Origin of the sequence: Trichocoleus sp. ST-U1, assembly GCF_039961835.1 — a bacterium.
In the GTDB taxonomy this organism is placed as follows: Bacteria; Cyanobacteriota; Cyanobacteriia; order Cyanobacteriales; family FACHB-T130; genus FACHB-T130.
Window position 1 is genome coordinate 1 of the sequence record NZ_JAMPJZ010000112.1, and the last position, 14,396, is coordinate 14,396.

At 43.2% G+C, this 14,396-nt stretch carries 6 protein-coding genes and 1 pseudogene; 4 read left to right on the plus strand and 3 right to left on the minus strand.

Annotated elements, in window-relative coordinates:
• The 3 genes from NDA06_RS24260 to NDA06_RS24270 all read left to right on the plus strand — a co-directional run.
• Positions 1 to 3,011, plus strand: a 3,011-nt coding sequence (locus tag NDA06_RS24260; RefSeq protein ID WP_348251890.1) for an ATP-binding protein, incomplete at its 5' end; no start/stop codon positions are given.
• Positions 3,011 to 4,870 carry a GGDEF domain-containing response regulator gene (locus NDA06_RS24265; protein ID WP_190428828.1) on the plus strand — a complete coding sequence of 620 codons (1,860 nt, stop codon included), beginning with the start codon at positions 3,011 to 3,013 and terminating at the stop codon, positions 4,868 to 4,870. The genes NDA06_RS24260 and NDA06_RS24265, both read left to right, overlap by 1 nt.
• A 586-nt stretch (positions 4,871 to 5,456) precedes the next feature.
• Positions 5,457 to 7,385 carry an alpha-amylase family glycosyl hydrolase gene (locus NDA06_RS24270; protein WP_190438964.1) on the plus strand — a complete coding sequence of 643 codons (1,929 nt, stop codon included), beginning with the start codon at positions 5,457 to 5,459 and terminating at the stop codon, positions 7,383 to 7,385.
• A gap of 111 nt (positions 7,386 to 7,496) precedes the next feature.
• On the opposite strand, the gene NDA06_RS24275 is transcribed toward NDA06_RS24270, so the two are convergent.
• From NDA06_RS24275 to treZ, 3 genes are all read right to left on the minus strand, one after another.
• A complete protein-coding gene (locus tag NDA06_RS24275; RefSeq protein ID WP_190986559.1) occupies positions 7,497 to 9,020 on the minus strand; it encodes a trehalase family glycosidase in 1,524 nt (507 codons plus the stop codon).
• Between the two features lie 100 nt (positions 9,021 to 9,120).
• Positions 9,121 to 11,919, minus strand: a complete 2,799-nt coding sequence (gene treY, locus NDA06_RS24280) for a malto-oligosyltrehalose synthase (protein ID WP_190986557.1) — start codon at positions 11,917 to 11,919, stop codon at positions 9,121 to 9,123.
• Positions 11,920 to 12,063: 144 nt separating this feature from the next.
• On the minus strand, positions 12,064 to 13,890 hold the full coding sequence (gene treZ / locus NDA06_RS24285) for a malto-oligosyltrehalose trehalohydrolase (RefSeq protein ID WP_190986556.1): 1,827 nt from the start codon (positions 13,888 to 13,890) through the stop codon (positions 12,064 to 12,066).
• Between the two features lie 275 nt (positions 13,891 to 14,165).
• On the opposite strand from treZ, the pseudogene NDA06_RS24290 reads away from it, so the two are divergent.
• Positions 14,166 to 14,396: pseudogene (locus NDA06_RS24290) on the plus strand (histidine kinase); the annotation flags it as partial.

Consider the following 14,396-nt stretch of genomic DNA (forward strand, 5'->3'; position numbering starts at 1 on the left):
CAATTGGCTTGCATCAGTGCGATCGCATCCGTCAGTGGACAGCAGACGAGATTGAACTATTAGAGTCTGTTGCGGCTCAAGTCGGGATTGCGATCGCTCAAGCTTCCCTCTTAGAGCAGGAAAAACAACACCGTGCCTATCTCGACTGCCAAAATCAACAGCTACAGCAAGAAATTAGAGTTCGTCAACAGGCACAAGAAGAGCTTGTCAATGCTCAAAGCGAACTGCGGCGGCAGTTAGTCGCGGTAGAGTCGGCATTGGATGGTATGGCGATTCTCAATGCCGAGGATGAGTACATCTATCTGAACGATGCTCATATCAAGATTTTTGGATACGACAACATCAATGACCTTTTGGGTAAGACTTGGCACAAACTTTTTTACCCAGATGAAATTAATCGCTTGGCTCAAGAAGTTGTTCCCATTCTGTTACGAGAGGGAGAATGGTGTGGAGAAGCAATCGGTAAAAAGCAGGATGGAAGCACCTTTTTCCTAGAAATTTCTCTGACTTATACCGAAGAAGGATTTCGGGTTTGCATCTGCCGGGACATTAGCGATCGCAAACAAGCGGAAATTGCCTTGCAACAGCAATTTTTGCGGGAACGGTTGGTGGGGACTATCCAAGAACGCATTCGCTCCTCTCTTAACCTAGAGGCAGTCTTGAAAACAGCCGTGGATGAAGTCCGACAATTTTTGGCAACCGATCGGACAATTATTTACCACTTTAATCTAGACTGGAGCGGGGTTGTGGCTGTCGAGTCAGTGGGCGAGGATTGGACGCCAATTGTCGGAAGCAATATTCAAGACGGCTGCTTTGTGGAAACCTATGTCCCCCTTTACCAGCAAGGTCGCATTCGAGCGATGGCGGATATTTACAACGCGGGTCTAAATGAGTGCCATATTGATTTACTCAGCCAGTTTGAGGTGAAAGCGAACTTGGTGGTTCCGATTTTGCAAGGAGAAAATTTGTGGGGATTGCTGATTGCCCAGCACTGTGAAGGCGCAAGGGAGTGGCACTCCTCCGAAATCGAATGTCTCAGACAGTTATCTGTGCAATTGGCGATCGCTATCCAGCAATGCACGCTCTTTGAAAAAGCCACCACTGAAATTATCGAGCGCAAACGGGTCGAGGAGGCATTGCAACGGAGCAACAGTCGGTATCAAAATTTGGCAACAAACATACCGGGCATGATTTATCAATTTATGATGCGCCCGGATGGGATGATGAGTTTTCCGTATATCAGTCCCGTTTGCCAAGAAATCTTTGGTCTTTCTCCAGAAGCGGTTCAGCAGAATATATCTTTAATATTTGATGTCGTTCATCCAGATGACTTACCCAATGTCATTGAATCGATCGCTGTCTCAGCGAATACGCTAAAACATTGGCATGGCATCTGGCGAATTATTGTGCAAGGGAACATCAAATGGATTCAAGGGGATTCTCGACCGGAAAAGCAAGCGGATGGGAATATTCTCTGGGATGGTTTGATGATCGATATTAGCGATCGCTTTCAGGCTGAGGCAGAATTACGCAGAGCGAAAGAAGCTGCCGAGGTTGCCAACCACGCCAAGAGCCAATTTCTCGCCAACATGAGCCACGAACTGAGAACGCCACTCAATGCCATCCTCGGCTTTACCCAAGTGATGAACCTTGACTCATCTCTATCCAAAGCTCATCAGGAATATCTGGGAATCATTAATCGAAGTGGCGAACATCTCTTGGAATTAATCAACGACATTCTAGAAATGTCCAAGATTGAGGCAGGCAGAACAACTATTCATGAAAATTGCTTTGACTTAATTCGCCTCTTGGACAACCTAGAAGAGATGTTTCGATTAAAAGCGAAATCCAAGGGATTACAGATTATCTTAGACTATGCCCCAGATATTCCTCAATACGTGCAAACAGATGAAAGTAAATTGCGGCAAATCTTGATGAATCTCCTCGGAAATGCCATCAAATTTACTTCATCCGGCGGTGTCACCTTGCGAGTTAGACATCAAATCGATAATCCGCAGAAATCTCATTCCTCATTATCCATTCCCAATCACCGTTTGGTGTTTGAAGTCGAAGATACCGGCCCTGGTATTTCCCCACAAGAAGTAGACAAACTATTTGAAGCTTTTTCCCAAACAGAAACAGGTCGGCAATCTCAGCAAGGAACTGGATTAGGCCTACCAATTAGCCGCAAATTTGTGCAACTTCTGGGAGGAGATATTGCAGTCAGCAGCCAAGTAGATCGGGGAACGCGATTTTCATTTGATATCCAGATTCGTCAAGCTGAAGCGACTGATATTCAAACGACACAGCCGCAACCCAGGGTGATTGGTTTAGTCCCGAACCAACTTCAATATCGCATCCTAGTGGTGGAAGATCGCCTGGAAAATCGCATCCTGTTAGTCAAACTCCTGACAGATGTTGGATTTGAAGTGCGTGAAGCCGAAAATGGTCTAGAGGCATTTGCCCTGTGGAAGACTTGGCAACCGCACCTGATCTGGATGGATATGCGGATGCCAGTGATGGACGGGTATGAAGCTACCCGACGCATTAAAGCGGATGTGAATGGTCAGGCGGTAGTCATTATTGCGATAACGGCTAGTGCCTTTGAAGATCAGCGAAACCTGATTTTGTCAACAGGCTGCGATGATTTCATCGGCAAACCTTTCCGGAATGAAATTATCTTTGAAAAAATGGCTCAACATTTAGGGGTACGTTATCTTTATGAAGAGTCATTAGAAGGCGAAAGTTGCTTCCTCCCTCGACCTAGGGGGAGTACGGAAACTTCAACACCCAATTCATCGTTTCTCCTAACTCCTTCATTCTTTCAAGAGATGCCTGTTGAGTGGATTGCAGCTCTCTATCAAGCCGCTATTGAGGCAGATGCGGAGTTGATTTTGAGCCTCGCCGAGCAAATCGCGGAGTCAAAGGCTCCAATATTCAATGCTCTGGTGGATTGTGTCAACAACTTTCAGTTTGAACAGATCACTGATTTAATCGAACAAATTATCTAATGAATAGCGATCGCGTATTTCCACTAAACGGAAATATTCTACTTGTTGACGATACGCCAAACAATCTGCGGCTGTTATCCGATTTGTTAAGTCATCAGGGCTATAAGGTTCGCAGCGTAACGAACGGACAAACTGCTCTAAAAGCGTGTCAGGCAAAACCGCCGGATTTGATTTTGCTCGACATCAATATGCCTCAAATGAATGGCTATGAGGTCTGCGAAAAACTGAAAGCTAACGAGCAAACCCGCGAGATTCCTGTAATTTTTTTAAGCGCTCTCGATGAGGCGATTGACAAGGTAAAAGCTTTTACGGTTGGCGGAATCGATTACATCAGCAAGCCGTTTCAGGTAGAAGAAGTGTTAGTCCGCGTCAAGAATCAACTGGCTCTGAGAGAAGCACAAGTAAAAGTTCTGGAACTGAACGCAGAGCTTGAAAATCGGGTCAAGGAGCGTACCAGTCAGTTAGAAAGGACGAATCAAGAACTCAATGAAGAAATTCTTGAGCGCAAGCGAATCCAGAGCCAACTGCTAGATATGGCGTTGCACGATCCGTTAACTGGCTTGCCCAACCGGGCTGTCTTCATGGAGCGTCTCGAAAACGCACTCAGCCGGACTAAGCAAGAGGCAGATTATCAGTTTGCGGTGTTATTTCTCGATTGCGATCGCTTTAAAGTCGTCAACGATTCTCTTGGTCATCTGGTAGGAGACGAACTGCTGATTGCATTTGCCAAGCGTGTCCAAAAGGCTCTCGCCCGCCGACTCGAACCCTGTCTGAGCATCGTCAATACGCTAACACGATTAGGAGGGGATGAATTTGCAATCATCGTTGAACAAATTAATGATGCCTGCACTGCTACCGTAGTTGCCGATCGAATTCTTCAAGAACTCATGCATCCTTTTCAACTATCCAGACATGAAGTATTCATGAGCGCCAGTATTGGCATCGCTTTGGGAAACAATAACTATGAACAACCTGAATATTTGTTGCGGGATGCAGATACCGCTATGTACCATGCAAAGACATGTGGCAAAGCTCGGTATCACGTTTTCGATCCAGCCATGCACCAGGAAGCTATCCAGCTTTTACAGCTAGAAACCGACCTGCGAAAGGCTATAAATCAACAAGAATTTCAAGTTTATTATCAGCCGATTGTTAAACTGAATACCGGCAAACTTGCTGGATTTGAAGCCCTAGTGCGCTGGAATCATCCCCATCGGGGATTTATCTCTCCATTGGACTTCATTCCAATTGCAGAAGAAACGGGTTTGATTACTCAGATTGATACTTGGGTAATGCGGGAAGCTTGCCAGCAATTAAAGATTTGGCAACAACAAAAACTAACGCAAGAACCTCTAACAATTAGCGTGAATCTTTCAGGTCGGCAGTTTTCCCAATCAAACTTAATTGAGCAAATTGACGAAATTTTTCAAAAAACTCAACTAAGTCCACAAAGCTTAAAACTAGAAATCACAGAAAGTGTCCTTATAAATAATAGCCAATCAGCAATGGCAATTATTCAGGAACTCAAGAAGCGTCAAATTCAGTTAAGCCTTGATGACTTCGGAACAGGTTATTCTTCCTTAAGTTACTTGCACTGCTTTCCAATTAATACCCTGAAGATTGACAAATCTTTCGTTAACCGTATGGAAAGTAGTCAAGAAAATATAGGCCTGGTTCCCGCAATTATGAGAATGGCTCATACGATGGGGATAAATGTGATTGCTGAAGGAATAGAAACTTCCGGTCAATTAGCCCAACTAAGAGCGCTCAATTGTGATTTTGGTCAAGGATATTTGTTTTCCAAACCTGTAGAAAGTAAATTAGCTTCAGAACTAATTAAAGCAGATCCTCAGTGGTAACAATTCTCTAGGAAACTTTCTTTTTATTCTAAAAATTAAATTTAATCTGCGGAGCATACAAAATAAATTTAATCGGAGGAGTGTACATCTGCTTGTATTTCTCCTTCGGCTAAAAGATACGGTGTTCGCACGTCTTTAGTTAAGTTGCAAAACGTTGATTGATTTCCCTGGCATCCCCCCAATAAACTGGGAGATTTTAACTTGATTTTCCCCTTGTTTAAGGGAGGTTATGAGAATAAAACGACGCTTGCAAGTTCAAGAAGACTTGTGTGTCCACGGTAGCCTTTAAAAGAGGGTAAAGTATTTTGTAGGTTGGCTTTCTTCCTTCAATCCAACACCCTGTTCGGTTGGGTAAGACCTAATCCTTCAAACCAACCGCAGATTTCGTTGCTTTAAAAATTTCCACAAAATTATTTTATGTATCACGGCTTTGTCCCTTTAGTCTACTATCTCCGGATATATATACAAAAAAGGAAACAATTCGTTAGATTTATAAAAAGTTAGTCTGAAGGCTTGAACTCCTTAGCCGGACAGCACAGACCTTTCCAAAATCGCACCTCTATCAACACTAGCCGCACTAAACTTTATGGTATCAACTCCTCCATCTCAAGCTTCGTCATCTCAATACGAAGTTACTAATTCAGAAGCAGAAATCGAGTCTTTGGTTATCGAAGCTAAACCAGAAAGTGATATTGATTTAGAGTTTCTATACACCAGAGATATTGAATTTCGCCAGGAAACCATTTACTTCATTGTTGTAGATCGTTTCTATGACGGCGATCCTGACAACAGCGAAGGGCCAAACCCAGAACTTTACGATCCAGAGCGAAAAGATTGGGGTAAATATTGGGGTGGAGATTTACAGGGAATTATTGAAAAACTAGATTACTTAAAGGACTTAGGAGTTACCGCAGTTTGGCTTACCCCCCTGTTTGAGCAAGTGGAAGCATTATTTGTTGAGCAAGCTGCGATTCATGGCTATTGGACGAAGGATTTTAAACGGATTAATCCTCGCTTTATTGGCAAGGATGAAGAACCTTCGCTCAATAAAACTCAAGATACAAAAGATACAGTTTTTGACAGATTAGTTGCTGAGTTACACAAACGCAAGATGAAACTGGTGTTGGATATTGTGTGTAATCACAGCAATCCAGATTTCAGCGGGAAGAAGGGAGAACTCTACGACGATGGAGTAAAAATTGCTGATTTTAATGACGATAAAGATAACTGGTATCACCACTATGGTGAAGTTACCAATTGGGAAGATGAGTGGCAGGTGCAAAATTGTGAATTGTCTGGTTTAGCAACTTTTAACGAAAATAACGTCGAGTACCGAAACTACATTAAATCAGCCATTAAACAATGGCTAGACCGGGGAGTTGATGCTTTACGGGTTGATACTGTAAAGCATATGCCGATCTGGTTTTGGCAAGAATTTAACGCGGATATTACCACTCACAAACCAGATGTTTTTATCTTTGGCGAGTGGATTTTTAGCGACCCTCGAAGCGACCTTTCGGTAGAATTCGCCAATGAATCTGGCATGACAATGCTAGATTTTGGTTTTTGTTTGGCAATCCGAGCGGCTTTGGCGCAGGGTGCTGAAGGAGGATTTCACCTGATTCAAGATGTTCTGGATCTGGATCATCGTTATTGCGGGGCGACGGAGTTGATTACATTTATTGATAATCACGATATGCCCCGCTTCCAGTCATTGAATCCCGATCCAGAGATGCTGCGGGTAGCGATCGCTGTGATTATGACCTCCCGTGGGATTCCCTGTATCTACTACGGTACAGAACAGTATCTCCACGACGATACCAACGACGGGAACGATCCTTACAACCGTCCGATGATGGAAAATTGGGACACCGAGTCACGCCTCTATCGAGATATCCGGTTGCTATCAGGTTTGCGGCGATTAAATCCAGCTGTATCGATGGGGAGTCAATGGCAAAAATATCTAACGCCTGACGTTTATTGTTATGTACGCCGTTACCGCGATTCTGTTTTGTTTGTAGCGATGAATCGAGGGGAAGCTGTTAAGTTGGAAGCAATTGATACGGAGTTACCAGACGGCGAACATACCGATATTTTAATGCGGCGCAAGTTTGAAGTTACAGACGGAAAGTTGCAAGACTTGGAACTAGACGCGCGGGATGTAATTGTCATCAGTCATGTTGGGGAACGCATCAAGGGGCAAACGATTGTGCGGGTACAACTTAATGGAGTGCAGACACAGCCGGGTGAAACTGTTGTGGTAATCGGAGATTGTCCGGAGTTAGGCAATTGGGATATCTCTAAGGCGTATCCGCTAGAATTCATCAATACTAATACTTGGTTTGGGGAAATTCCCTTTGATGAAAGTGCTGGAAAGTTAATTACTTACAAGTATGCACTGTGGCGTGAAGGTCAGGCACCCTTGCGCGAAAATACTGTCGGTCGCCGCTGGGTTATTGCCACGGAAGGGACAGTAAAATGGCGCGATAGATGGGCAACAGGACGGGAATCTTAAGCATTTAAACGCAAAGGTACGCTAAGGAAATCCCAAAGGTACGCGAAGGAATATTTAACTTTGTATACCTTGGTGATTTCCTTTTACTAACTCTGCGTTATAAATTTTCAGTTATTCTAAGGTTGATAACAGTTCGAGGAAGACTCCGTTTGTCCAACCAAAGCCGATTTCGTTGGAACTGTAGCCAAAGAGAATTTCATGGGAAACATTGGCGGAGCAATTACAAACGTCATATTTTTCTACCAGCGTTCCGTATCTTTCAAACTCTTGCACTAGCAGAGATATAAACTTTTTTGCTAAACGATCGGCGTCTTGGTGATAACCATAGCGATGAAGTCCTTGAACTGCAATTAACTGTAAAGGTGCCCAACCAAAGGGAGCATCCCATTGATTTCCGGTTACATGAGTGCTAGTGAGTAATCCTCCCGGTGCCTCAAATTCGGGTAAATTTTCAACCACTCTTTTGGCTTGTTCTTCAGATGCAATTCCAGCCCACAAAGGATAGAATGTGGTGGCAAATTCATAGGGGCGACGCTTGCCAGTATGGAAGTTGTAATCAAAGTAAAGTCCAGCTTCTTCATCCCAAAGAAATCGGTCAATTAATTTGTGGCGGTTGCGAGCGCGATCGCGCCACTGATGAGCAATTTCTTCATATCCCAAAATATCGTTTATCTGGGCGGTATCTTGCTCTGTTTTATAAAGCAAAACATTCAAGCAAACAGGCGCATAGTGAATAATATCTACACTAAATGGGCCAAAACGGTTGCTGATGTCAAACCCAGATTCTCGCATGGAACGATCGCCTTTGTAAAATAAATCAGTTAAGCGATCGCTCTGGCGGTCATAATACAAGTTGACATCGTAAGCTTCAACTGCAAAAGTTCGATAATATTCCCGTACCCGATCATAATGAGTTCTCCCTTCTTCATCCCGCTCAGAAATTAACACTTCCGGCGCTGGACCTTCACCTAATGCAAAATAGCGCGAAAGTCCGGTTGCTTGATTCAGGTGGGGGGGTAATGTCCAATAGTAGTAAAAACGTTCAACAGTTGGCAGTACTGATTGCAGCCAGTCCCGATCCTGCGTGTGCTGGAAGAGAGCCAAAATCATCGGCGTAAGGACGGGAGGTTGCGATCGCGTCAGCATATAGGTACGATTGGAATTCAAAATCGTGCCGTAATGCTCAATTTCATAAATTAGCTGTTCTACCAAACTTTTGGCTAATTCTATTTCTCCATCTCGCAACAATCCTAACTGAATGAAATAGCTATCCCAGCCGTACATCTCATTAAAACGACCGCCCGGAACCACATAGGCATGAGGTAAATAGAGCAACCCGTGATCTTCAATTTGATCGACTTCTGCCGGTAACGTGCGAATTTCAATTTGATTAAATTCTTCGTTGCTCAAAACTTCCCGCAAAGATGCCTCAATGAGCGCTCGATCTTCTGATTGCGAGACATAGATAGGCCAACCTTTACCGGGAATATGACCAATTTTTGGGTCGCGGGCAGCATCCAAAATATGCTCGTGAGAGCGATAGAGCGTTTTCCAAGTTTTTTTAATGTAGGCTTTTACTGCCTGAATCTGTTCTAGGGAGGGAAACAATTCGGTTTGAGGTAATGATTGATTAATCACGATTTTTCCTTAGTATTTGTAATAAATCTGTCTGTTGCCCCCCGATCGATGGGGGGCAACAGTATCTGATGTCCAGTATGACAAAGGGGAATTGGTATTAGCGATCGCTTTCGCTAATTAATAAAGCGACCGGAAAGTGTTTTAAGGCGTCCGCAATCAACACCGTGCCATTCGCGATCAGGGACTGAGAAGTAATTGCATCTTTCATTGCAGATGGCATTCCCTGCGGTAGCTTCAACTGGGTATCACCCCATACTTCGCCCAAAGGATATTCTCCTTCTTGGACAACGTTCGTCAGCAATCGCGGGATAATTGTAATTGCCACCCGATTTTCATAACTTCTGGCAAAAGCAACAATCCGATCCTGAAACTTCCCATCCACTTCTAGGGGTACGTAATCTCCTTTTTGGAAAACTGCCAAATTTTGTTTTCTTGCCTCTAAAACCCTAGCTATCAAGAAAAGCTTAATTCTTCCATCCTCCTTACTCGTAAATAGCTCATCGATCAGCTTCAGAACATCTGCCTTCGCTTTCTCTTTAATCTCTTTAAGGAATGCTAGCCGCTGCTCAAAATCCACTGGACGCCGATTATCCGGGTCTACTAAACTCAGCTCCCATAACTCCGTTCCTTGATAAAAATCAGGTACACCAGAAGCGGTAATTTTTAGCAAAGTTTGGGAGAGAGAATTAAAAATCCCATAATGAGCTACCCGCTTCTGGAAAGGCAGAAATTCCTGGAGAAATTGATTATCCGTGGAAGGCTTCAGGACTTCTTCAATAAAAGCAATAAAGCCATCTTCATAATCAGTATCCGGTCTGAGCCAAGCGGTGTGAACCTTAGCCTCTCGAACCGCTTTCACTACATATTCTTTCACGCGCTCTACAAAGTGCGATCGCTCGCTTTCAGCAAACGGAAAAGCACCAACCAGCGTTTGGTAAAAGAAATATTCATCATTCTTTTGAGGAAAAACCCGACCCTTCATGCGGCGTTTTTTAGAGTCGTTAATTTTACTCCAAGTTTTTACCTGTTCTTCCCACTCATCGGGAATTTCTGAAAGCACATTTATTCTAGCTCTGACATCTTCCCCACGCTTGGTATCATGGGTTGCCGTGGCATTCATTTTATGAGGCCAACGCTCATGCTGCTTTTGGTTGAACTCGTGAAAATCTGCAACGCTAACCCCAAATTGGCTCGGATTTCCACCCACTTCATTCAGGGATAAAAGTCGGTTGTAAACATATAAAAGCGTATCCTCAATTCCTTTCGCCATCAATGGGCCAGTCAACTGCTGAAGTCTCATCACGAAGTGACGCTGTACTTCTCTTTGTTCTGCCTTTAAAGAGTCCTCCTCTTCTAGCAACAAGAGTTTTTCAATGTAGTTCAGTTCCTTCAAAAGCAACGGCACTTGCTCTCTAGCTTTTTCAATGACTTCCTTCACATAGAAGCGATCCGATTCTCTTAATCCCTCTTGATTGATATAAGTTCGATAAACGGGAAACAGTATCAGAATCTCAGCCAATGCTCTTTGCAGACCATGCTGAGTAAAATCGATTCCTACTCTAGAATGCCCCGATACTCGTTTCAAAAGATGGGCTAAATTATCTACATCTCCCGCCATATTTTTCTCTACAATCAGCCTTTTTTTATCCATAAAAAGCTGCTCGTAGGGGGTATTTAAACCTGTCAGTCTAGAGTAAATCTCAGTAAACCGTTCCTCGCTCTCAGTTCGGCAGAAAATACCGTTAACATAGTTTAAGAAGTCATAGCCGCTGGTTCCCTCTATAGGCCAGTAAGCCGGTAAATCTTCTTTATGTTCCAGAATTTTTTCAACCGTAATATAGACATCTCCAGCTTTGTTTCTCAGCCGTTGCAAATATTCACTTGGATCGTAGAGTCCGTCAATATGGTCGATTCGGAGTCCTGTGATTGTTCCAGACTCAACCAACTGACTTATAAAATTATGAGTTTTATGAAAAACCTTGATTTCTTCGACTTTGACAGAAATTAATTCGTTGACGGTGAAAAATCTTCTATAATTCAGTTCTTCAGCACCCACTTTCCAAAACGAAAGGCGATAGAACTGTTCTGAAAGCAACCTATCAAGAGAATTAAAACTTTCTGGATTGCCCTTCTCCCCATTAAAAAACTCTATGTTGCTATCGATAAACTCCTGAACCTCTGGATTTTGGGTATAAAGTTCCCCCAAAAGTCCTTTTACAAAGGCTATCTGGTCATATCGTTCTTTACCTTTTGGTTCTACTAGCGTGTTTTTAAGCAGGTAAAGAATCCCTAGTAATTTAACAAAATCTGGATGATTTCTTCCCAGAGATTTAGCTAGTTTCCCTAAGTTATGAGTAATAAACGGGGCATAAGATTCTATTTTTACAGGAAGTTTTAAGCTAAAGTAGTTAACACTCAGCCCGCTTTGATCGTACTGGAGTTGAATTTCGGCATTTTCCAAACAATCTCCATAAAAATTACCCAACATTGGGGCAAGAACGCGCTCTCTCAGGTTTTCATAAGGATGATTCCAGTCAATATCGAAGTAATCGAAATACTCGGAATTTGGTCCATTTTCGAGGATGTCCATCAAGAACTGATTTTGGCTATCATAAGCCATGTGGTTGGGAACAATATCCTGTACCCATCCCATGTCGTAATTCTTGATTTCATTCACCAATGCTTCAAATTTTTCCGGTGTTCCTAGTTCGGGATTCAGTTGTGTGGGATCAACAACATCGTAGCCATGAGTGCTACCTTCTCTTGCTTTAAAAATGGGCGAAGCGTAAAGATCGGAAATTCCTAATTCAGCGAGATAAGCAATAATTTTCTTGGCTGAATCAAAGGGAAAATCTGCATTAAATTGAATTCGGTAAGTAGCTGCTGGAATCCGCATGATGTAATTTTAATTCCTCAATGATTTTTCTAATTTTGTCAGGTGAACAGTGCTTGCTCTACAGTGACGACTGGCGAAGCAAAGCCTCAATCGTCTCGTTATCATCAGTTTGATAATTAGGATTGGAAGGCTCTGCCTCGTCTATTATCCTGCTATCTCGTAGAGAACAATACTCTGTGGTTTGATGGTCAATTCTTGGTTTGGCGTGAGTTTTTCCGGTAAAGTGGAACCAGAACCCATCCACTGAGTATCGGAAGAGTCTAAAATCTTTTGCCAGTTGCCACTTGGTAGATTAGCTGTAAAAGTGACCTCTTTTTGATTGAAGTTCATAATGGAGTATATCTGACTAGCTTCACTCCAACGCCGAAGGAATAAGATTTTATCGGCTTCAATGCTGGACGCTTCTAGGGTGTTTTTGTCTGGTTTCTTCAAAGCAGGAATTGTTCGGCGTAGATGTATAAGTTGCTGATAAAATTCCCAAAGAGCTTTGTGTTTTCCTTCTTTTCGTTTTTCCCAGTTAATCTGACACTTCTGGAAGGTTTCAGGACTTTGGGGATCTTGCATTTCGCCTCGCCCCACAAATACTTTGAATTCTTCTTCTTTACTCTTGCGAATTGCTTCAATCAAATCCTTATCTGAATGACTGATAAAATAGAAGAAAGGCGCTTCCTCACCATATTCTTCACCCATGAAAAGGAAGGGAACAAAGGGAGATAGAAAAATAGCAGCCGCAGCTACTTTCAGCCCTTCTAAGGAAACAAGCTGAGATAACCTTTCTGCCAGGACGCGATTACCAATTTGGTCGTGAGTCTGGGTAAAAACAATAAATCGATATCCTGGTTCGTCTTTGGAAGAACTACCATGACGGCGCTTTCTATGAGAAGCGTATTGTCCGGAGTAAATAAAGCCTTCTTTGAAAGATTTTTCGAGTTGTTCAACCTTTCCAAAATCCTCGTAATACCTATCGTTCTCTCCGGTGAGTAAGGTATGCAATGCGTGGTGAAAATCGTCATTCCACTGTGCATCTATTCCATAGCCGCCCACTTCTTTGGGTCGAATGACTCGGACATCGTTCAAATCGCTTTCGGCTATCAGATAAAATTTTCTACCTTGTTGCTGGGAAAAATTAGCAACTTGGTCTGCCATTTCCTGTAATAAGGGTCTAGCACCCATCTCAAAAATGCCCTGAATGGCATCTAATCTTAGACCGTCTATGTGATATTCTTGGAGCCAGTAAAGAGCGTTTTCTAAACAAAAGTTACGGACGCCATCGCTGTATTTGTCATCAAAATTCATCGCCTCTCCCCAATCACCGCGATATTTGGTAGTGAAGTAGGGAGCAAAATCTCGGAAGTAATTTCCTTCAGGACCTAGGTGATTGTAGACGACATCGAGAATGACTGAGATACCGTGTTGGTGACAAGCATCAACGAGTTTTTTTAATCCTTCAGGGCCACCATAGGAATTCTGCACGGCAAAGGGAAACACCCCATCATATCCCCAGTTTCTCTCACCGGGAAATTGAGCAACTGGCATAATTTCAATGGCATTAATCCCTAACTCGCTTAATTCAGCAAGTCGGGGAATTATTGCCTCAAAGGTGCCTTCTGGAGTGAAGGTGCCAACGTGTAATTCATAGATAATAGTTTCATCTAAGGGAATGCCAGACCAATTAGTATCGTTCCAGGCAAAAGTGCTAGGATCGATGACTTGAGAAGGGGCGTGTACCCCCTTCGGTTGGTATTTTGAAGCTGGGTCTGGTCTATCAGTTGTTCCTTCGAGTTTGTAGTAGTAAAGCGTTCCTGGTTCAATGCCTGAAGCTTTAACTTTCCAGTAACCTTCTTCATCCTGTTGCATTGTGAGAAGGCGTTCTTCAGGAGAAACAATTTGTACGGCTACTGTATGAAGAGTGGGTGCCCAAACGGTAAATTCACAATTTCCGTTGCCCAAGTAACAAGCGCCAATTCTCACCTTTAATTAGCCTCGCTGTTAAGAGTATTTTTCGCCTGATGGCGAAGTCGCATTAACGTATCCCAGAATATAGTTACGTTTAGTTACGTAGAACTGCCATAAGGTGTATTTTTATTTACTCAATTAGCGATCGCGCATATCAGCTTACTGACCTCTGGCAATGGCAGAAGGCTAAAAGCCACGCTAGTAGAGTCAGAAATGACTGCCTCTGTACTTGTGGCTAAGCTTTAGTGGCATCTTGAAATAGGGGGATTGGGAAAAATGCTATGGAAACAATGAGGATTCCTTTTCAATTGATTTGGGTAGTGGTAGCGATCTGTGTGCTGCCTAGCTTGCTGAATTTGTTGGGAGTGGATTTTGCCTCACCGAAGCATCCCTTCGAGGTGCCAGCTGCTGTGGGAATGTCTCCCCGCACATTTGTCGAAGCGATGCAGTACACGCTTTCCGGAAGCTTTCTGCACACCATTCTGGAGTGGAGTGCGTTCTGTATTGCCCTGTCCATTGTT

Excerpts from the sequence above, each read along its gene's own strand:
- NDA06_RS24265 (WP_190428828.1), top strand. The coding sequence starts at position 3,011 with ATGAATAGCGATCGCGTATTTCCACTAAACGGAAATATTCTACTTGTT.
- NDA06_RS24270 (WP_190438964.1), top strand. The coding sequence starts at position 5,457 with ATGGTATCAACTCCTCCATCTCAAGCTTCGTCATCTCAATACGAAGTT.
- treY (WP_190986557.1), bottom strand. The coding sequence starts at position 11,919 with ATGCGGATTCCAGCAGCTACTTACCGAATTCAATTTAATGCAGATTTT.